The sequence below is a fragment of the Novispirillum itersonii genome, assembly GCF_014205675.1.
Lineage (GTDB): Bacteria > Pseudomonadota > Alphaproteobacteria > Rhodospirillales > Rhodospirillaceae > Novispirillum > Novispirillum itersonii_A.
In genome coordinates, this window is the sequence record NZ_JACIIX010000004.1 from 22,630 (window position 1) to 43,217 (window position 20,588).

At 63.5% G+C, this 20,588-nt stretch carries 15 protein-coding genes; 12 read left to right on the forward strand and 3 right to left on the reverse strand.

Going from position 1 to position 20,588, the window contains the following annotated elements; genetic code table 11:
- Positions 1-5: 5 nt before the first annotated feature.
- On the forward strand, positions 6-830 hold the full coding sequence (locus FHS48_RS06790; protein ID WP_184262693.1) for a carbon-nitrogen hydrolase family protein: 825 nt from the start codon (positions 6-8) through the stop codon (positions 828-830).
- A 72-nt stretch (positions 831-902) separates the two neighbouring features.
- Here FHS48_RS06790 and ubiG read toward each other — a convergent pair whose 3' ends face one another.
- Positions 903-1,646 carry a bifunctional 2-polyprenyl-6-hydroxyphenol methylase/3-demethylubiquinol 3-O-methyltransferase UbiG gene (gene ubiG, locus FHS48_RS06795; RefSeq protein ID WP_184262695.1) on the reverse strand — a complete coding sequence of 248 codons (744 nt, stop codon included), beginning with the start codon at positions 1,644-1,646 and terminating at the stop codon, positions 903-905.
- Positions 1,647-1,790: 144 nt separating this feature from the next.
- On the opposite strand from ubiG, the gene FHS48_RS06800 reads away from it, so the two are divergent.
- The 10 genes from FHS48_RS06800 to FHS48_RS06845 all read left to right on the forward strand — a co-directional run bounded on the left by FHS48_RS06800 (position 1,791) and on the right by FHS48_RS06845 (position 15,460).
- A complete protein-coding gene (locus tag FHS48_RS06800) occupies positions 1,791-3,011 on the forward strand; it encodes an aspartate kinase (RefSeq protein ID WP_184262697.1) in 1,221 nt (406 codons plus the stop codon).
- Between the two features lie 51 nt (positions 3,012-3,062).
- On the forward strand, positions 3,063-4,079 hold the full coding sequence (locus FHS48_RS06805; protein WP_184262699.1) for an NAD(P)H-dependent flavin oxidoreductase: 1,017 nt from the start codon (positions 3,063-3,065) through the stop codon (positions 4,077-4,079).
- A gap of 49 nt (positions 4,080-4,128) precedes the next feature.
- The gene (gene ptsP, locus FHS48_RS06810) at positions 4,129-6,390 is read left to right on the forward strand and encodes a phosphoenolpyruvate--protein phosphotransferase (protein ID WP_184262701.1); all 2,262 of its coding nucleotides are present in this window, start codon (positions 4,129-4,131) and stop codon (positions 6,388-6,390) included.
- 167 nt (positions 6,391-6,557) lie between these two features.
- On the forward strand, positions 6,558-8,084 hold the full coding sequence (locus FHS48_RS06815; protein ID WP_184262703.1) for a helix-turn-helix domain-containing protein: 1,527 nt from the start codon (positions 6,558-6,560) through the stop codon (positions 8,082-8,084).
- A gap of 155 nt (positions 8,085-8,239) precedes the next feature.
- Positions 8,240-9,385, forward strand: a complete 1,146-nt coding sequence (gene ispG, locus FHS48_RS06820; protein ID WP_184262706.1) for a flavodoxin-dependent (E)-4-hydroxy-3-methylbut-2-enyl-diphosphate synthase — start codon at positions 8,240-8,242, stop codon at positions 9,383-9,385.
- Positions 9,386-9,426: 41 nt separating this feature from the next.
- On the forward strand, positions 9,427-10,668 hold the full coding sequence (gene hisS, locus FHS48_RS06825; protein WP_184262708.1) for a histidine--tRNA ligase: 1,242 nt from the start codon (positions 9,427-9,429) through the stop codon (positions 10,666-10,668).
- Between the two features lie 21 nt (positions 10,669-10,689).
- Positions 10,690-12,003 (forward strand): glutamyl-tRNA reductase, encoded by a 1,314-nt coding sequence (gene hemA / locus FHS48_RS06830; RefSeq protein ID WP_184262710.1) that lies wholly within the window; start codon positions 10,690-10,692, stop codon positions 12,001-12,003.
- A gap of 6 nt (positions 12,004-12,009) precedes the next feature.
- A complete protein-coding gene (gene prfA / locus FHS48_RS06835) occupies positions 12,010-13,065 on the forward strand; it encodes a peptide chain release factor 1 (RefSeq protein WP_184262712.1) in 1,056 nt (351 codons plus the stop codon).
- A complete protein-coding gene (prmC, locus tag FHS48_RS06840; protein ID WP_184262714.1) occupies positions 13,065-13,913 on the forward strand; it encodes a peptide chain release factor N(5)-glutamine methyltransferase in 849 nt (282 codons plus the stop codon). The genes prfA and prmC overlap by 1 nt, the downstream gene beginning before the upstream one ends.
- Positions 13,914-14,323: 410 nt before the next feature.
- Positions 14,324-15,460, forward strand: coding sequence for a DUF4167 domain-containing protein (locus FHS48_RS06845; RefSeq protein ID WP_184262716.1), 1,137 nt, complete (start codon positions 14,324-14,326; stop codon positions 15,458-15,460).
- 139 nt (positions 15,461-15,599) lie between these two features.
- Here the strand turns inward: FHS48_RS06845 and FHS48_RS06850 are convergent, their stop codons facing one another.
- Positions 15,600-16,373, reverse strand: coding sequence for an MOSC domain-containing protein (locus tag FHS48_RS06850; protein ID WP_184262718.1), 774 nt, complete (start codon positions 16,371-16,373; stop codon positions 15,600-15,602).
- A gap of 229 nt (positions 16,374-16,602) precedes the next feature.
- Between FHS48_RS06850 and clpB the strand changes: the two genes are divergently transcribed.
- Positions 16,603-19,251: an ATP-dependent chaperone ClpB gene (clpB, locus tag FHS48_RS06855; protein WP_184262720.1), complete on the forward strand. Its 2,649-nt coding sequence runs from the start codon at positions 16,603-16,605 to the stop codon at positions 19,249-19,251.
- Between the two features lie 54 nt (positions 19,252-19,305).
- On the opposite strand, the gene FHS48_RS06860 is transcribed toward clpB, so the two are convergent.
- Positions 19,306-20,463, reverse strand: a complete 1,158-nt coding sequence (locus tag FHS48_RS06860; protein ID WP_184262722.1) for a bifunctional 2-C-methyl-D-erythritol 4-phosphate cytidylyltransferase/2-C-methyl-D-erythritol 2,4-cyclodiphosphate synthase — start codon at positions 20,461-20,463, stop codon at positions 19,306-19,308.
- Positions 20,464-20,588 lie beyond the last annotated feature (125 nt).

Here is a 20,588-nt window from a genome sequence, read left to right on the forward strand (position 1 = left end):
ATACCATGACCAAGGGTGCTTTTACCGCTGCCTGCATTCAGGTCAATGCGCTGAACGACATGACGGCGAATATCGCCGAAGCCGAACGGCTGATCCGTCTCGCGAAAGAGAAGGGTGCCGATATGGTGTTCATGCCGGAAAACGTGGTGATGATGGAATGGGGAAAGGCCAATATTCTGGCCAAAGCCTATTCTGAGGAAGACCATCCCGGTCTGGCCCGGTTCCGGGCGCTGGCGAAGGAACTGAACCTGTGGCTGCACTGCGGTACGCTGGCGATCCGGGTTGATGGCGGTGACCGGGTGGCCAACCGCACCTATGTGGTCAATCCGGTGGGGGAGGTTGTGGCCTCCTACGACAAGATTCACATGTTTGATGTCGATCTTGATAACGGTGAAAGCTACCGGGAATCAGCGACCTTCCGCCCCGGCGAAAGCATGACGGTGGTGGATCTGCCGTGGGGCCGTCTGGGGCTGGCGGTGTGCTATGATATCCGCTTTCCGTATCTGTTCCGGGCGTTGGCCAAGGGCGGGGCGGATTTCCTGACCATTCCGGCCGCCTTCACCAAGGTGACCGGCGAGGCGCATTGGCACATCCTGCAACGGGCCCGCGCCATTGAAACCGGCTGTTATGTGATCAGCCCGGCCCAGACCGGCACCCACATCAATGACCGGAAGACCTACGGCCATGCGGTGATTGTTGACCCGTGGGGCGATGTGCTGGCCGATGCCGGGACCGAGCCGGGGCTGATCATGGCCCGCATTGATGCCGCCAAGGTGGCTGAGGTCCGTGGCAAGGTGCCCAGCCTCCAGCATGACCGGCCGGTGTGCTGAGGCAAAACTGTCTGCGCAGACAAAAGGCTGCCCTGTCAAAACGGGGCAGCCTTTTGTCTGATCCGGCCTGTCTTATTCGGCGGGAACTGCCGTCAGCAGATAGTTCACCGACAGGTCGCCGGTCAGAGACCAGCTGTTTTCCAGCGGATTGAAGGTCAGGCCCTTCAGGCTGTTGACCTCAAGCCCCCCGGCGCGCAGACCGGCGGCGAACTCACTGGGCTTCAGGAATTTCTTCCAGTCGTGGGTACCGCGCGGCAGCCAGCGCAGGATATATTCCGCCCCGATTTTCGCCATGACCAGAGACTTCATGGTCCGGTTCATAGTAGCGCCGACCAGCATGCCGCCGGGCTTGACCAGCCGGGCGCAGGTGGTCAGAAACAGGTCAACATCGGCGACGTGCTCCACCACTTCCATGCACAGCACGACGTCGAATTTTTCTCCTGCTGCCGCCAGATCCTCGGCCAGACAGGCGCGGTAATCAATATCCAGTCCGACCTTCTCCGCGTGGACGGAGGCGGTGCCGATGTTCTTGGCCGTGGCATCAATGCCGGTGACGGCAAAGCCCAGACGGCGCATCGGTTCCGACAGCAGGCCGCCGCCGCAGCCGATATCGACGAGGGACAGCCCGGTGAACGGCTGATCGGCAGCGATCTCCCGCCCGAAACGGGTGGCGGCCGCATCGCGGATAAACTCCAGCCGGACCGGATTAAAGGTATGAAGCGGCTTGAACTTTCCGTTGGGATCCCACCAGGAGTCCGCCATGGCTTCAAACTTGGCCACTTCTTCCGGTGAAGCGGTGGTGCGGACATCGGCCATCGGCTACTCCTTTCATTATACTTTTGACACGGAATGCGCCGGGCAATCCTTGCGTCAGGCAGGGTGACAGAGTATGTATACCCGCCCGCCGGTTACGGCAACCGATGGCGCATGATTTTTGATCTGTTGAAGGGATCGCTTCCCATGGCCCGCATTGTAATGAAGTTCGGCGGCACGTCGGTCGGTGATGTTGACCGTATCAAAAACGTGGCCCGCCGTGTCAAAGCCGAGGTGGACGCAGGCAACGAGGTGGCCGTGGTTGTGTCGGCCATGTCGGGCGAGACGAATAAACTGGTCGCCTATTGCCGCGAGATCGCGCCGCTGCATGATGCGCGCGAATACGATGCGGTGGTCGCGACCGGCGAACAGGTGACCATCGGCCTGCTGGCGCTGGCGTTGCAGGAAATCGGCGTCAATGCCCGGTCGTGGATGGGCTGGCAGATTCCGATCCGCACCGACGGTGCCCATTCCAAGGCCCGCATCACCGAGATCGAGACGGATGATCTGATCCGGCGGATGCAGGACGGTCAGGTGGCGGTTGTCGCCGGGTTCCAGGGCATCGGCCCGGATAACCGGGTGACCACGCTGGGCCGTGGCGGCTCCGATACGTCGGCAGTGGCGCTGGCGGCGGCCCTGAAGGCGGATATCTGCGACATTTACACCGATGTCGACGGGGTTTACACCACCGATCCGCGGATTGTCGCCAAGGCCCGCAAGCTTGATAAGATCACCTACGAGGAAATGCTGGAAAGCGCGTCCCTTGGCGCCAAGGTCCTGCAGGTCCGTTCGGTTGAAATGGCGATGAAGCATGGCGTGCGGGTGCAGGTCCGCTCCAGCTTCTCCGACGCCCCCGGCACCATCATTTGCGATGAGGAAGAAATCGTGGAACAGGAACTCGTCAGCGGCATCGCCTATTCCCGTGACGAAGCCAAGATCACCCTGGTGAAGGTCGCTGACCGCCCGGGCGTGGCTGCGGCCATTTTCGGTCCGCTGACCGCGGCCAACATCAACGTCGACATGATTGTGCAGAACGTTTCGCACGGTGGCGGTGCCACCGACATGACCTTCACCGTCTCCAAGGGCGATCTCGACCGTGCCGTCAAGGTGCTGGCCGAAAAGAAGGGCGAGCTGGGCTATGAAGACCTGTGGGCTGATGCCAATGTGGTCAAGGTGTCGGTGATCGGCGTCGGCATGCGCAGCCATGCCGGTGTGGCGCAGACCATGTTCCAGGCTCTGTCGGCCAAGGGCATCAACATTCAGGTGATCTCGACCTCCGAAATCAAGGTTTCGGTCCTGATCGCCGAGGAATACACCGAACTGGCCGTCCGTGCCCTGCATACCGCCTACGGGATGGATGCGGCGTAACAGCCTGCCGGAACCCTAAAAACACAATAAACCTTGATAAAGAGGGCAAGCATGGACGCACAGGCGCAACTCTCCTCGCTGTGGAGCCGGGGCCGGGATTTTCTTGGGACGGAGGTCGCTATTCTCGGCGGCGCGATGTCCTGGGTCTCGGAACGCCATCTGGTGGCGGCGATCTCCAACGCCGGGGGCTTCGGGGTTATCGCCTGTGGGTCCATGTCGCCCGACCTTCTTGATGCCGAGATCAAGGGCACGCAGGCCCTGACGGTGAAGCCGTTTGGCGTCAACCTGATCACCATGCATCCGCAGCTGGATGCCCTGATTGACGTCTGCCTTGCCAACAAGGTGTCGCATGTGGTGCTGGCCGGTGGCCTGCCCAGCGGTGCGTCGATCAAGCGGGCCAAGGATGGCGGTGCCAAGGTGATCTGCTTTGCTCCGGCGGTGGTGCTGGCGAAAAAGCTGGTCCGCTCCGGCGCTGATGCGCTGGTGATCGAGGGATCGGAAGCCGGTGGTCATATCGGGCCGGTGGCGACCAGTGTGCTGGCGCAGGAAATCCTGCCGGTGATCCGCGATGTTCCGGTGTTCGTGGCTGGCGGAATCGGGCGTGGCGAGGCCATCGTTTCCTATCTGGAGATGGGGGCGGCGGGGGTGCAGCTTGGCACCCGATTCGTCTGTGCGACGGAATGTATTGCCCACGAGAACTTCAAGAAGGCCTTCCTGAAGGCCAATGCCCGGGACGCGATGCCGACCGTGCAGCTGGATGCCCGTTTCCCGGTGATTCCGGTGCGGGCGCTGGTTAATAAGGGCACGGACCTGTTCATGGAAACCCAGCGGGTGGTGATCGAGCGCTTCAATAAGGGTGAGCTCGATCAGAAAGAAGCCCAGCTGGAGATTGAACATTTCTGGGCCGGGGCGCTGCGCCGGGCCGTGATTGATGGCGATATCGAGAATGGTTCGGTGATGGCCGGTCAGAGTGTTGGACTTGTGACCCAGGAACAGCCTACAGTGGATATCATTAAAGAGCTGGTTGATCAGGCTGTTACCGCGTTGCAGCTGCGGGCGGCCTCCTGAGGCTGCCGCTTTCCAGCACTGACCCTTCGCCGGAAAGGAGGCGGGCAGAATGACCACAGACGCCGACATCGCACGCCGCCTGCTGGCCCGCCTGCGGGACGTCATGGCCGGGACCGGGGATACCCAGACCCGGCTCGATAAGGTCACCCATGCCATTGCCGACTCTTTCCGGGCGGATGTGTGTTCCATCTACGTCATGCGTGCCGGGGAAGTGCTGGAGCTGTTTTCCACCGAAGGTCTGAAGCAGACTGCGGTGCACCAGACCCGCCTGCGCGTCGGTGAAGGTCTGGTCGGCGAGGTGGCGGCCCATGGCCGGGCGGTGGCTCTGGCGGATGCGTGGTCGCATCCATCGTTCGCCTATCGCCCGGAAACCGGTGAAGAACTGTTCCATTCCTTCGTCGGGGTGCCGGTGGTGCGCGGGTCGCGCGTGATCGGCGTTCTGGTCGTCCAGAACCGCGAGGAACGGGTCTATTCTGACGTCGAGGTCGAGACGCTTGAAACCATTTCGATGGTTGTGGCGGAACTGATGGCGACGGCGGAGGTGGTCAGCCGTGACGAACTGATTCCGGCTGACGGGATCGGTCTGCTGCCGCTGCGTCTGGAAGGGGCCGGTCTGGCCCCCGGTGTCGGTATCGGCACCGTGGTGCTGCACCAGCCGCAGATCCGCGTCAAAAAGCTGGTGGCGGAAGACCCGGAGCTGGAGCTGGAGCGGCTGAAAACCGCCCTGTCGGCCCTGCGCACGCAGGTCGATGCCATGCTGGCGGCGGACGACGCCAGCGACACCGATTTTCTTGATGTTCTTCATGCCTACCGGATGTTCGCGCAGGACAACGGCTGGCGGAACAAAATGTCTGATGCCATCCGCACCGGCCTGACGGCCGAGGCGGCGGTGGTGAAGGTGCATGACGACACCCGCGTGCGCATGCAGCAGGTGACGGATCCCTATCTGCGCGAACGCCTGCACGATCTGGAAGATCTGGCCAACCGTCTGCTCAGTCATCTGGTGGGGGAAGACGGGCAGGGTGGAGCCCGTGATCTGCCGGATGATGCCATTCTGATCTGCCGTAATCTGGGGCCGACGGAGCTTCTTGACTACGACCGCACCAAACTCCGTGGTCTGGTGATGGAAGAAGGCTCCCGCACCATGCATGCGGTGATTGTTGCCAAGGCACTGGGAATTCCCGTGGTGGCCCGGATTGAGAACATTTTCTCGATCGTCGAACCTTGGGACCCGGTGATCATTGACGGCACCCACGGGCAGGTTTTTGTCCGTCCGTCGGAGGATGTGCGGCGGCAGTTCACCAAGTCCCTGAAAGTCTATCGTCGGAAGCAGGCTGAATACGCCCAGCTCCGGGATGTTCCGGCGGTGTCGCTGGACGGCACGGAAGTGTCGCTGATGCTGAATGCCGGGCTGATGATCGACCTGCCGCATCTGGATGAAACCGGGGCCAGCGGAATTGGTCTGTACCGGACTGAACTGCCGTTCATGGCCCGCCCCTCGCTGCCGGATGTATCGTCGCAGCGGGCCCTGTATTCCAAAATTCTGGATCAGGCCAACGGTCGCCCGGTGGTGTTCCGGACCCTTGATGTCGGGTCTGACAAGGTTCTGCCGTACTGGCATGGCACCCCGGAAGATAACCCGGCCATGGGCTGGCGGTCGATCCGCATCACGCTGGACCGCCCGGCAATCCTGCGCGAACAGCTGCGGGCGCTGATTCAGGCGGCCAGCGGGCGGGAACTGCGGGTGATGTTCCCGATGGTTGCCGAAGTGGATGAACTGCTCCAGTCGAAGAAAATCCTGAAAATGGAGCTGGAAGAGCAGGCGGGAGCCGGGTTTATCCCGCAGTCGCTGAAGGTTGGCACCATGCTGGAGGTTCCGGCGCTGGTCTGGCAGCTCAAGGCACTGTTGCCGGAAATCGACTTTCTGTCTGTCGGCTCCAACGACCTGATGCAGTTTCTGTTCGCCTGCGACCGGGGCAATCCGCGCATGTCGGAGCGGTATGACGTGCTGTCTCCTGCGGCCCTGAGTGTGCTGAAGCAGATTATCGATGCCTGTAACGAGGCCGGAGTAAGTTGCTCGGTCTGCGGTGAGATGGCAGGGCGTCCGCTGGAGGCGGTGACGCTGGCGGCGCTGGGGGTGAAGACCCTGTCGATGTCGGCCTCCGGCCTTGGCCCGGTCAAAGTGGCGTTGCGCTCTGCCGATCTGGGTCGGGTGCGCGATTATGTCACACAGCAGCTGCAAACGGCCCCGCATTCCCTGCGGTCCCGGTTGCGGAACTATGCGGTGGACATGGGCATCCGCCTCAGCTGACCACGGGCGGCACCTCTGTGGGTGATTATTGTTTTAATTCATGATCGTGTCATGGCGGATGCCCGTCCGGCGCAGCGGTAACTGTTGCGGCGGCTGGGGGCATTTGTTAGCGTTGCCCTCGCAAGTTAAACGGGCCTGAAAGCGGGCTCAGCACCGGGATCATCAGAATGACCGCTGAAAACCAGATGACGGGAAAAACCGGAGAAGTCGGCCGCCTGCTGAAGGCTGCGCGGGAGGAAAGCCGCCAGAACCTCCGCGATGTGGCAGAGCGCCTGCGGATCCGGTACCAGTTTCTGGAAGCGATCGAAGAGGGCCGGTATCAGGATCTTCCCGGGGCTGCCTATGCCAACGGGTTTGTCCGGGCCTATGCTGAATATCTCGGCCTTGACGGGCTTGAGATCGCCCGCCGTTTCAAGGAAGAGGGCGCGGTCGGCAAGGTCGGGAATGAACTGTCTTTTCCGGTCCCGGCTGCTGAAAGCGGTCTGCCGTCCCGGTCCCTGCTTCTGGCAGGGGTGGCGATGTTGGGCGTTGTTTACGGTGTGTGGCATTATGTCGGCAGCCCCGACAAGCCCTTGGCCGACGTGGTGCAGGATATCCCGGACCGGATTGCCGCGCTGATGCGCAGCACCCCGGATGCGGAAGATGCGCTGAAGCGGGAACCGGTGATTGCTCCGGCCTCCCAGAGCCCGGCTCCGGCCCCGCAGGTTGCCGTCGCCCCGGCAGCGCCGCCTGCTCCGGTAACCCCGGTGGTTGCCCCGGTGGTTGTTCCTCCGGCACCGCCGCCGCCTGCGGCTCCGGCAAAACCGGCGCATTCGGAAACGGCACAGGAACCGATCAGCACTGCTGAGGCTGATATTGAGCCTCCGGCTGAGGAGCACGAAGATCCGCCTGCCGCCGTGGCTCCGCTGCCTGCCCCGACGGCGGCCCTGCCATCAGTTCCGGCAGCCCCCGCAACGGGGTCAGCTCCGGCGGTTCTTCCGGCGGTGAAGCCCGTGGTTCCGCCCTCAGCGGCGCATCCGTCTTCTCCGGCGACCCCTCCTGCTCCGGCTGCCGTCCCGGCCGCAAAGCCGGTCACGGCTGCCCCTGTTTCCGTTCCGGCGGTGCCTCCGGCCTCCGCTCCGGCCTCCGCTCCGGCGGCGCAGACCGCAGCCGCACCTGCCAAGCCGACAGCACAGTCGCCCGCTCCAGTTGTGCCTCCGGCTCCGGCCGCTGCGGGGAAGCCTGTTACGGCACCTGCCTCTCCTCTGGCGGCGCTTCCGTCCCAACCCTCTGCTGCACCGACGCCACCGGCTCCGGCGGCCGCCTCTCCGGCTCTCGCAGCCACCCCGGCGCGGGTTGAACCGACCACGGCCCCGGTGGAACGGCAGGGAACCGATGCGGGCGCGGATGGGGCTTCCTCTCAGGGCCGGGTCTTCGGCGAGGAAAACGGCGGGGCCCGTGTCGTCCTCCGGGCCCGGGCTGACTCCTGGGTTCAGGTCCGCAACGCTGACGGTCTGCTGATGAGCCGCCTGCTGCGCAAGGGCGACAGCTACATGGTTCCCAACCAAGGGGGGCTGGAGCTGATGACCGGGAACGCCGGAGGTCTGGATATCGTGGTCGATGGCAAGACATTGCCGACGCTGGGGAAGGCGGGGGAAGTGCGGAAAGGGATTCCGTTGCAGCCCGAGGCCCTGAAGGCGGGTGCCGCTCAATAATCGGGAACACCCGGGCCGTATTCTCCTGCGACAGGGGCGGTCCGGGGTTCCGCCCGGACCGGGGACAGGCTATATAGCGCGTGTCCCCGGTGTCGTCGGCCCCTGTGCCGTCGGGTCCGGGGCAAACTCCCCGTCGCGTTCACAGCAGGCCCGTCATGAGCAGCGCTCCCGAATACCGTCAGATTCTCCGCCGTAAGTCGCGCCAGATTTTTGTGGGTTCGGTCCCGGTTGGCGGTGGTGCACCGATTTCGGTGCAGACCATGACCAATACCCTGACCCATGATGTGAAAGGGACGCTGGCCCAGATCCTGAAGTCGGCGGAAGCCGGGGCGGATATTGTCCGGGTGTCTTGCCCGGATGAGGCGTCAACGGCGGCGCTGAAGGAAATCGTCCGGGAATCCCCGGTGCCGATCGTGGCGGATATTCACTTCCACTATAAGCGTGCGATTGAGGCTGCCGAGGCCGGAGCTGCCTGCCTGCGGATCAATCCCGGTAACATCGGGTCAGAGCAGCGGGTGCGGGACGTCATCAAGGCGGCCAAGGATTACAACTGCTCGATGCGGATCGGTGTCAATGCCGGGTCGCTGGAGCGGGATCTTCTGGAGCAGTTCGGCGAACCGAACCCGGCGGCGATGGTGGAAAGCGCCCGTCGCCATATCCGCATTCTGGAAGACAACGACTTCTTCAATTTCAAGATCAGCGTCAAGGCTTCTGACGTGTTTCTGGCGGTTGCCGCCTATCAGGAACTGGCCGAAGCCTGCGATTATCCGCTGCACCTTGGCATCACCGAGGCCGGGGGCCTGCGCGGCGGCACCGTCAAGTCCTCCATCGGGCTCGGCATGCTGCTGTGGTCCGGCATCGGCGATACCATCCGGGTGTCGCTGTCGGCCCCGCCGGAAGAGGAAGTGAAGGTCGGCTTCGATATCCTGAAGTCGCTGGATCTGCGCCATCGTGGGGTGCGGGTGGTGTCCTGCCCGTCCTGTGCCCGGCAGGGGTTTGACGTGATCAAGACGGTGGCGATGCTGGAAGACCGCGTCGCCCATATCCAGACCCCGATCACCCTGTCGATCATCGGCTGTATCGTCAATGGCCCCGGCGAGGCGCGGGAAACCGACATCGGCCTGACCGGCGGCGGCAACGGCACCCACATGGTCTATCTGGCCGGACGGCAGGATCACCAGACCAGCACCGAGCAGATGGTCGATCATCTGGTGGAGCTGATTGAAAAGAAGGCTGCGGCGGTGGAAGCGGCCAAGGCCGAGGCGGCAATGGCGGCTGACAAGCCGTCTGCCGCAGAATAATATCTTTCTTTATTTGTTTCTCAGATAACGGAGTACGGATCGTGGCTTCCCTGCAACCTGTTCGTGGTACGCATGACCTCCTGTTCGAAGACATGCGCCGCCATCACGCCGTGATCGAACGGGCGAAGGGCATTGCCGGTCTGTATGGCTTCGAAGAGGTCATCACCCCGATCTTTGAATTCACCGAGGTGTTCACCCGCACCATCGGAGAAACCTCGGACATCGTTTCCAAGGAAATGTATGCCTTTGAACGGTCCGGCGATCAGCTCTGTCTGCGCCCGGAAGGGACGGCGGGCGTCTGCCGGGCGTTCGTTTCCAACGGGTTGCAGCAGCAGGTGCCGTTCAAGGCGTTCTATGCCGGGCCGATGTTCCGCTACGAACGCCCGCAGAAGGGCCGTCAACGCCAGTTCCACCAGATCGGGGTGGAGCTGATCGGTGCCGATACCCCGAAGGCGGATGTGGAAGTACTGGTTCTCGCCTCGCACATTCTTGATGCGCTTGGCCTGAAAGGGCAGGTGACGCTGGAGCTGAACACGCTGGGCGATACCGCCAGCCGGGCCGCTTACCGTGACCGTCTGGTGGAATTCCTGACCCCGTACCGCAATGATCTGTCCGACGACAGCAAGGTGCGGCTGGACAAGAACCCGCTGCGGATTCTGGATTCCAAGGATGAAGGCGACCGCCGCCTGATCGCCGAGGCCCCGAAGATGGAAGAGAGCCTGAATGCGGAATCCCGCGCTTTCTTCGAGACCGTTCAGGCTGGCCTGACCGCCCATGGCATTTCCTATGTGGTCAACCCGAAGCTGGTGCGCGGTCTGGATTATTACTGTCACACCGCCTTTGAATTCGTCACCACCGCCCTTGGGGCGCAGGGGACGGTTCTGGCCGGTGGCCGGTATGATGGCCTGATCGAGGCCATGGGCGGTCCCTCCACCCCCGGCGTTGGCTGGGCCGGTGGCATCGAACGTCTGGCCCTGTTGCTGGCTGATGTGCCGGGTAAGGCCCGCCCGATTGCTGTCATCCCGATGGGGGATGCGGCGGAAGGGGAAGCCGATGCCATCACCGGCCGTCTGCGCCGGGCCGGGTATGCGGTGGATCTGGCCTATTCCGGCAACATGAAAAAACGGATGAAGCGGGCCAACACCGTCAACGCCCGGGTCGCCGTAATCCTCGGCGAGGATGAGCTGAAGCAGGGTGCGGCGGCGGTCCGTGATCTGGACAGCGGCGAGCAGGTTCTGGTGCCGCTGGCGGCTCTGGAAACGGATCTCGCCCGGTTCCGCTAGGATCGGGCAGGGGCCGGAGGGATGACCCACCGCGCCGCCGCCCGGCTCTGCATTGTCGGCCTCAACCACCGGTCCAGCGCCCTGTCCCTGCGGGACGCGCTGGCGGTGGATGACCCGGTCATGCCGCAGGCCCTGTCGGAGGCGCGGGCCCTTGGCCTGACCGATACTATTCTGTTGTCCACCTGTGACCGGGTGGAACTGATTGGCTGCGGGGATGACAGTGCAGCCACCCTTGCCGCCATGACCCGTTTTTTTGCCAGCCGGGCCGGACGGGATGAAACCGATCTGGCCGGGCATGTCTATGCCCTGACCGGGGTTGATGCCCTGCGGCATCTGTTCGCGGTGGCGGCATCGCTCGACAGCATGATTGTCGGGGAGCCGCACGTACTGGGGCAGGTGAAGGCCGCCCATCGCATGGCGCGGGATGCCGGTCTTCTCAGTGGCGATCTGGATACCTGCGTGCAGGCGGCTTTTTCCGCGGCCAAGCGGGTCCGGCACGAAACCACCATCGCGGAAGGTCCGGTTTCGGTCACCTCGTCTGCGGTGCAGACGGCCCGGGACCTGTTCGGTGATCTGAAGCGCTGTACGGTCCTGCTGGCCGGGGGGGCCGATATCGGCCCCCTGACGGTGGAGGCTCTTCAGGCCGCCGGTGTGCAGCGCCTGATGGTCACCGCCCGCCGTCCGGTGCGGGCTGAACAGATTGCCCGGACCCTTGGCGGCCAACCTGTGCCGTTTGATCAGGTGTCCCGGCTGATTGCCGAGGCGGATGTGGTGGTGACCTCCATCGGCAGCCGGACCCCGGCGGTAACGCCGGAAGCGGTGACCGCCGCCCTGAAGCAGCGGCGGCAAAAGCCGATCCTGTTTCTGGATGTCGGCGTTCCCGGCGATGTGGAACCGGCAGTCAACCGTATCTCCAACGCATTTCTCTATGATCTGGAAGATCTGGAGCGGGTGGCCCATCAGGGCCTGTCCCGGCGGGAGGCCGCAACCTCGGCAGCGTGGGGGATCATCACCGCTGAAGTCGAAGGTTTCCTGAAGGCGCAGGCGGAGCGGGCCGCCGTTCCCGCTATTGCGGCTTTGCACCGGCTGTTTGAGGCGGAGCGGCAGCGGATTTTGCATGACGGGCACCCCGATGCGGAAAAAGCCACCCACCTGTTGGTGGCGCGGCTGCTGCACGGTCCGTCGGAGGTTCTGCGTCATCTGGCGGCAGGATCGGCGGAGGAACGGGCGCAGGCGGCACAGGCCGAGGCGCTTCTGCTGCGGCTGTTCCAGCCTTCCGGCGCGATACGACACCGGGGCGGCACGGCTCCGGCGGACAATGAAGACGAAGGATGACACCGCGTGTCTCTGGATGAAAAGCTGACCCGGGTTCTGGCCCGGCATGATGAACTGAGCGATCTGCTGGCCCACGACCCGAAGGCCGATATCGCGAAGCTGTCGAAAGAGCTGTCGGATCTTGATCCGGTGGTGGAGCAGATCCGTGCCTTCCGCAAGGTTCAGGCCGACTTTGCCGATGCCGAGGCCCTGATGGCCGACCCGGACATGAAGGATCTGGCGGAGGAAGAGTTCCATCGCCTGAAGAAGCTGATCCCGGAGATGGAGCAGGCCGTCCGTCTGGCCTTGCTGCCGAAGGATGAGGTGGATGAGCGCAACGCCATTCTGGAAGTCCGGGCTGGAACCGGGGGCGAGGAAGCCGCCCTGTTCGCCGCCAGTCTGCTGCGGATGTATGAGCGTTATGCGGCCAGTAAAGGCTGGCGGTTTGAGGTGATGGACGTCAACGAGACCGGATTGGGAGGATATAAGGAAGCGGTGGCCCAGATTACCGGGCGCAACGTTTTCGGTCGCCTGAAGTATGAGTCCGGTGCCCATCGGGTGCAACGGGTGCCAGAGACGGAATCCGGCGGCCGGATCCACACCTCGGCGGCGACGGTGGCAGTGCTGCCGGAGGCGCAGGAGGTTGACGTGCAGATCAATGAAAATGATCTGCGGATTGACACCTACCGCTCGCAGGGAGCCGGGGGGCAGCATGTGAACACCACCGATTCCGCAGTCCGCATCACCCATGTCCCGACCGGCGTGGTCGTGGCCTGTCAGGAAGAGCGCAGCCAGATCAAGAACCGCGCCAAGGCGATGTCGATGCTGCGGGCGAAACTGTATGACGAGCAGCGGCGGCGGCTGGATGCCGAGCGCTCGGCGGACCGGCGGTCGCAGGTCGGCTCCGGGGACCGCTCGGAACGGATCCGCACCTATAACTTCCCGCAGGGCCGGGTGACCGACCACCGCATCAACCTGACCAGTTACACCCTTGAAAAGGTGATGCAGGGCGAAGGTCTGGATGACTTCATCGACGCCCTGACCGCCGAGGATCAGGCCAGCCGTCTGGCGGAGCTGGACTGATGGTTACGGTTGCCGCCGCCGTTTCGGCGTTGACGCCCCGCTTTGCCGCCGCCGGAATTGACACCGCGCGGCTGGATGCCCGGCTGCTGGTGGCGGCGGTGGCGGGGATCCGGGCGCAGGATATTTTGCTGCGGCCGGATCTGGAGCTGACGGTGGAGGCGGAGGAGCGTCTGGCGGAGTTTGCCCGGCGGCGGGAGGGGCGGGAGCCTGTCAGCCGCATTCTGGGGGCCCGGGGGTTCTGGACACTGGATCTGGAAGTCGGGGGGGCAACCCTTGATCCCCGCCCTGACACAGAAACCGTCATTGAAGTGGTGCTGGAGCGCCGGAAGACGCCACCGGGCCGGATCCTTGATCTTGGCACCGGCACCGGGGCCATCCTTCTGGCACTGCTCAGCGAGTATCCGCAGGCGGTCGGGGTTGGGACCGACCTGATGCCTGCTGCGGTCGATCTTGCCCGCCGCAATGCCGCCCGCTGTGGTCTGGGCGGGCGGGCTGAGTTTCTTCTGGGCAGCTGGACGGATGGCGTTACCGGCCCCTTCGAGGTGGTTGTGTCCAATCCCCCGTATATTCCGGCGGCGGACATCCCGGTACTGGAGCCGGAGGTCCGGAACCATGACCCCCTGACCGCATTGGTCGGGGAGGATGAGGATGGCCTCGGCTGCTACCGGATCCTGATCCCGAAAGCGGTGGCGGTTTTGGCCCCCGGCGGCCTTCTCGTGCTGGAAGTCGGGATCGGGCAGGCTCCGGCGGTTACTGACCTGATGAATGCGGCAGGCTTTGAGCATCTTCAGGTCCGGGCCGATCTGGGTGGGGTTGACCGCTGTGTTTCCGGGCTTTTGCCCTCCTGAGACCGATGGGAGAGGCCGCAGGACCCAATCCATTAAAAAAATCAGTCAAAGATGCAAAAAGAGCTTGGAACCCGGTCCCCGCCCGCTTAGGGTAGCGAAATGCGGCGCCGAAACCGACAGGGGCGCGCAACCAAGCCAATTCCACACAGACAGGCAGCCCCGATGACAGATCCTGTCATGATGGCGGGATTGTTCTGGGCAGACGGACTGATGGTCCCTCTGCCGGGCTGGCTTCAGGATAAAAGCCCCCTGCACCGGCGCCACATACCATTCATCTCCCTGTGAGATCGCCCCCCGCCGCCAGCGCGGCGGGATCATGGGTTCCGCGAGGAAACCGGCGGGGAACGGCTGTGTTAACGCGGTCTGCCCTTTTTTGTGGTGGCAGCCGCCTGCATGATGTTGACGGAGTCATGAAGTCAGGCTCGAACAATAAAGGCCGCATGCGCGGCCGGAACAACAATCCGCCCCCCAAAGGGCGTGGTCCGTCCCGCAATCACGTTTACGACAGCAACGGCCCCGGCATCCGGGTGCGCGGTAACGCCCATCAGGTGGTCGAGAAATATCAGGCCCTTGCCCGCGATGCGGCGGCACAGGGTGACCGTGTGCTGATGGAAAACTACCTCCAGCACGCCGAGCATTACTACCGTATCATCGTCGCGATGAACCAGAACAACCCGCAACGGGTGATCCATCTGGTCGATCAGGCTCAGCTGGGCGACAGCCCGGATGACTTCTATGATGAAACCGAAGAGGCGGTGGTGGAGCCGATCGGTGCCGCCACCGCATCGCTGATGGCTGCCGGGCAGTCCCATTCCGTTGCCAGTGATGACGGTTCTTACGGAGATGGCGACGGCTACGAGACTGAAGAAGGCTATCGCCGGGACAATCGTGGCAACCGGGGTGAATACCGTGACCGGGGTGACCGGCAAGGGAACGACCGGCAGGGCAACGATCGACAGGGCGGTGACCGGCAGGGTGACCGTCGCGACCGCAACCGTCCGCGCGGGGAAGGCGGTGACAACCGTGAAGGCCGCCGCGACCGGGATAATCGTGATAACCGGGACCGGGATACCCGGACGGATCGGCCTGAACGGGGTGACCGCGATAACCGGGATCGGGGTGAAGGCCGCGATTTCGAACGTCGCCGCGATCGCAACCGCAACCGCCGGGATCCGCAGCCGTCTGACGCCCCCGAGGGCGTGACCGACATCGCCGCCGTTACCGAGGCCCCGGCTCCGATTAATGCTCCGGTTATGGTTGAGGCTCCGGCTGTGGCGGCTCCGGCCGTTGCGCCGAAAGAGGAGCCGGTGGCTGTGGTCCCGGCCCCGGCTGAAGCCCCGCCGACCGTGCAGCAGGATGCTGAGGCGGCCCCGGTCAAGGCTCCGCGCCGTCGCCGGACACCGGCTGCCGCAGTGGTGGAGGAGGCCGCTCCTGCGGCTGCTCCGGCAGAAGCCGCCCCGGTTGCCGCCGCTGCTGAGGACGGTGCCGAACCGGTGAAAAAGCCGCGTCGTCGCCGTGTTGCCACTCCGGAAGCCACTGAGGGCTGATCCGGTCACAGGCAAGACAAAAGACAGTAAAAAAAGGCCGGAGAGCATTTCTCCGGCCTTTTTGTTCAGGACGTTTCCGTGATTCGCCGGGGTCACGCTGTCGGAACAAGGGCTTGGGGGCAAGCCTCCGGGCCTTGGGTCAGCGCTCGACGGGGCCGTGGATCACCACCGGATCCCCCAGACGGATGTCTCCGCCCTCAATCACCCGGGCGTAAACGCCGAAGCAGCTGTGGCCAAACCCTTTTTTCAGGGTCAGCGGAACATTGATGTCGATACTTCCGCTGTCGAGGTCAACGCTGGTGGCCGTGCAGCGGCCGATCTTTTCCTTCACCCACAGCCGGGTGGAGCCGATGCTGATATCGCAGCCGATCCAGTTGAACTCATCCCACGCTGCCGGGCCGCTGACGGTGACGTTGCCGCGGAACCGGCGCATGTCGAGAGGCCGACCGGCCACCCGTTCCAGATCCGCCAGACTGGCCGAGTTCAGCAGGGCCACCACCGGCTCATCATGGTCGGAGAAAACCACGCTGTCGCCGCCGTCAATCACCTTCGGCGTCCCCCGGACCTCATCCTTCAGGAAGGCGGTCAGAAAGTCAGACAGCCGGGTCCGTCCGATCGGGCTGCCGATATTGGCCGAGGCCACTTTGCGGCCATCCCGTTCGATGGTCAGGGTGGTGGTGGCTTCGTCCCACACGGTGGTCAGGGCGGCCAGACGCGGGTTTTTCGCCAGCATCAGGAAGTTTTTCTTGGCCAGCCATTCCGGGGCGGCGGCATCAATGGCCGTCGATCCGTGGGCGATGGCAAAGCGGCGGTCTCCGACCATCCCCTGACCCGGCCGCAGGGCGGCGGAGGAGAGGGGTTCCGGGCTCAGTCCCTTGACGGGATAGCGGTAAAGCTGTGTGACAGTGTTCATGATGTCCGATCATTTGCCGCGACGCAGCGTAAGTCAACGGACTAGAGCGGTTCCAGCCAAAGAAAAATGCGATTTGCGGCGGCTCGCGATGTCTTTTGCAAATACCCCTTGCAGGGGAAGGGAGACCGCCTATCTCAAGGACTGTGGTATACTGTCGTTGTGACGGTAAACCGGGGTTGCCGAGACCGGGGCCCCACCCGTATGTCGCTCATTCCGAGGGCAAGAGATCATGAATTTTGAGACTTTTACCGACCGTGCCAAGGGGTTCATTCAGGCGGCGCAGACCATTGCGCTGCGCGAGGGCCATCAGCAGGTTACGCCGGAACATCTTCTGAAGGCGCTGCTGGATGACCGCGAGGGTGTGGCATCCGGGCTTCTGACCAAGGCCGGGGCCTCGGTCGATGCCCTGCGCCAGAAAAACGATGAGACCGTCAACCGCCTGCCGAAGGTGGAAGGCGCCAACCAGATGTATTACTCGCAGCCGCTGTCGCGGGTGCTGGTAATGGCGCAGGACATGGCGGAGAAGGCGGGAGACAGCTTTGTCACCGCTGAATATCTGCTTCTGGCTCTGGCATCCTATCCCGGGACCGACGCCGGAACGGCGATGAAGCAGGCCGGTGTCACCGTCAACGGCCTGAATGCCGCCATCAAGGAGATGCGGAAGGGCCGCACCGCTGACAGCGCCGGGGCGGAAGGCCAGTATGACGCCCTGAAGAAATATGCCCGGGACCTGACGCAGGCGGCGCGGGATGGCAAGCTGGATCCGGTGATCGGCCGGGATGAGGAAATCCGGCGGGCGATTCAGGTGCTGTCCCGGCGGACCAAGAACAACCCGGTGCTGATCGGGGAGCCTGGTGTCGGCAAGACCGCCGTGGTCGAAGGGCTGGCGCTGCGGATCGTCAATGGCGATGTCCCGGAATCACTGGTCGGCAAGACCCTGATGGTGCTGGACCTCGGCTCGCTGATCGCCGGGGCCAAGTTCCGCGGAGAATTCGAAGAACGCCTGAAAGCGGTTCTGAACGAGGTGACGGCAGCCGAAGGCGGCATCATCCTGTTTATTGATGAAATGCATACGCTGGTCGGGGCGGGGAAGGGCGACGGCGCGATGGATGCCGCCAACCTGATCAAACCGGCGCTGGCCCGTGGGGAACTGCATTGCGTCGGCGCGACCACCCTTGATGAATACCGCAAGCATGTGGAGAAGGACGCGGCGCTGGCCCGCCGGTTCCAGCCGGTGTTCGTCAACGAACCAAGCGTTGAGGATACCGTTTCGATCCTGCGCGGGATTAAGGAAAAATACGAACTGCACCACGGGGTGCGGATCGCCGATGCGGCGCTGGTGTCGGCAGCGACCCTGTCCAACCGCTATATCGCTGACCGCTTCCTGCCCGACAAGGCGATCGACCTTGTCGATGAGGCCTCCAGCCGTCTGCGCATGGAAGTGGATTCCAAGCCGGAGGATCTGGATGAGCTGGACCGCCGGGTGATCCAGCTGAAGATCGAACGCGAGGCCCTGAAACGGGAAACCGACGAGGCGTCTCACGACCGGCTGGAAAAGCTGGAAAAGGAACTGGCCGACCTTGAAGAGAAATCAGCAGCGCTGACCGCCCGCTGGCAGGCCGAGAAGGATGTTCTGGCCGGGGCGACCCGCCTGAAGGAAAGTCTGGATCAGGCCCGTCTGGAGCTGGATCAGGCCCGTCTGGAGCTGGATCAGGCCCTGCGCAACAGCCAGTACGAACGGGCCGGGGAGTTGCAGTATGCCGTTATTCCGGCCCTGCAACGGAAGCTGGACATCGCCGAGGACCGTCAGGGCAAGGGCGGGCTGGTGCAGGAAACCGTCACCCCGGAACTGATTGCCGCCGTGGTGTCCCGCTGGACCGGGATCCCCGTTGATAAGATGCTGGAAGGGGAGCGTGATAAGCTGCTGCGGATGGAGCAGGCCCTGTCCCGCCGGGTGATTGGTCAGTCGGAGGCGGTGACGGCGGTGGCCAATGCCGTCCGTCGGTCGCGGGCCGGGCTGGGGGATCCCAACCGTCCGATCGGGTCTTTCCTGTTCCTCGGCCCGACCGGGGTCGGGAAGACCGAGCTGACCAAGGCGCTGGCTGCTTTTCTGTTCGATGACGAAACGGCGATGGTCCGGATTGATATGTCGGAATTTATGGAAAAGCATGCGGTGTCGCGCCTGATCGGGGCCCCTCCCGGCTACGTCGGTTACGAGGAAGGCGGAACCCTGTCGGAGGCGGTTCGGCGGCGGCCCTATCAGGTGGTGCTGTTTGACGAAGTGGAAAAGGCCCATCCGGATGTCTTCAACGTGCTGTTGCAGGTGCTGGACGATGGCCGCCTGACTGACGGACAGGGGCATACGGTCGATTTCCGGAATACTCTGATCATCCTGACCTCCAACCTTGGGGCGGAAATTCTGGCGCATCAGCCGGAAGATCAGGACTCTTCGGCAGTTCGTGGCGAGGTGATGGAGGTGGTCCGGGCTTCGTTCCGGCCGGAATTCCTGAACCGGCTGGACGAAGTCCTGCTGTTCCACCGTCTGGGGCGGACCCATATGTCCGGCATTGTTGATATTCAGCTTTCGCGTCTCCGTCAGCGTCTGGTGGACCGCAAGATGGAGCTGGAGATTGATGACAAGGGCCTGCACTGGCTGGCCGATAAAGGCTATGACCCGGTCTACGGGGCACGTCCCCTGAAGCGGGTGATCCAGCGGCATCTGGAAAATCCGCTGGCGATGCTGCTGCTGGAAGGGGCGATCCGCGATGGCGGGATTATTCACGTCAGCGCACAGGACGGGCGGCTGACTATCAATGGCACTCCGGTGGTGGTGGATCTGGATACCGCGCCGACCCCACCGACCCGGGCGGTCCACTGAGTGTGAAACCTTAAAAAAGGGGAGCAGGGAATTGTCTCTGCTCCCCTTTTTTCTTTACTCTGAAACCGGCATCATCACGGTTGCCACGGCCTGACAGGCGATGCCTTCCCCGCGCCCGGTAAAGCCGAGCTGTTCGGTGGTGGTGGCCTTGACGCTGACCTGGGCGGCGGAGATCCCCATGGTGTCCGCCAGCCGCTGTACCATCGCCAGCCGGTGCGGGCCGATTTTCGGCATCTCGCAGATTAACGTCAGGTCCACATTGCTGATCCGCCCGCCGCAGGCGGTGATCAGGGTGGCGGCATGGCGCAGAAAAATGTCGGACGGTGCGCCTTTCCAGCGCATATCGGTTGGCGGGAAGTGTTTGCCGATATCCCCAGCTCCGATTGCCCCATACAGGGCATCGGCCAGCGCATGGATCCCGACATCGGCATCGGAGTGTCCGGCCAGCCCATGGGTATGCGGAACCTCCAGTCCACAAAGGGTTACGAAGGTTCCTTCGCAGAAGGCATGCACATCAAATCCGCTTCCGGTCCGGGGCTCCAGCAGAGTCGGGGCCTGATGATCCAACCCGGAGAGGTCATCGCGGGTGGTCACCTTCAGGGTTCCGGGGTCGCCTTCGACCATCACCACCGTTCCGCCTGCCGCTTCCAGAACGGCGGCGTCATCAGTTAGGGCGCGGTCGGCGAAGTGGCGGTGGGCGGCAAGAATTTCGGCAAACCGGAAGGCCTGTGGGGTCTGGGCCCGCCACAGGCCTTCCCGTGGCTGTGTGGCGACGATGCGCCGGTCACCGTCCACTTTCTTCACCGTATCCACCACCGGCAGGCCGGGAATTGCACCGGCTGTTTCCTTCAGGGCGGTCAGCAGGCTGTCAATCACCCGGCGGCTGATGAACGGTCGGGCGGCATCATGGATCAGAACAGCATCAAAGTTCTTTCCATCAAGGGCTTCCAGTCCTTTTCTCACACTGTCCTGACGTTCAGCGCCGCCATGCACCGGCGGTAGAACGGTCAATCCGGCGGCGGCGACCTCGTACAGGGCCTGATCGTCGGGGTGGATGACCGTCACCACCCCCCGGACCGCCGGATGGGCGCAGAAGGCTGCCAGACTGTGCCGCAGCAGCGGTTGACCGTTCAGGGGCAGATACTGTTTCGGAATGGTGGATCCAAAGCGCGATCCGCGCCCGGCGGCAACGACGACAACGGCAACTTTCATGGCGGACACGTCCGGTGGCAGGCGAAGAAAGAGGGCGCCACTTTACCGCCTTCCCCTTGGCGGGCAAGACCGGTGTTTGGATGTTGCTGTCAGGTTGTCTTTATGGCGGAACCGGGTATGATCGC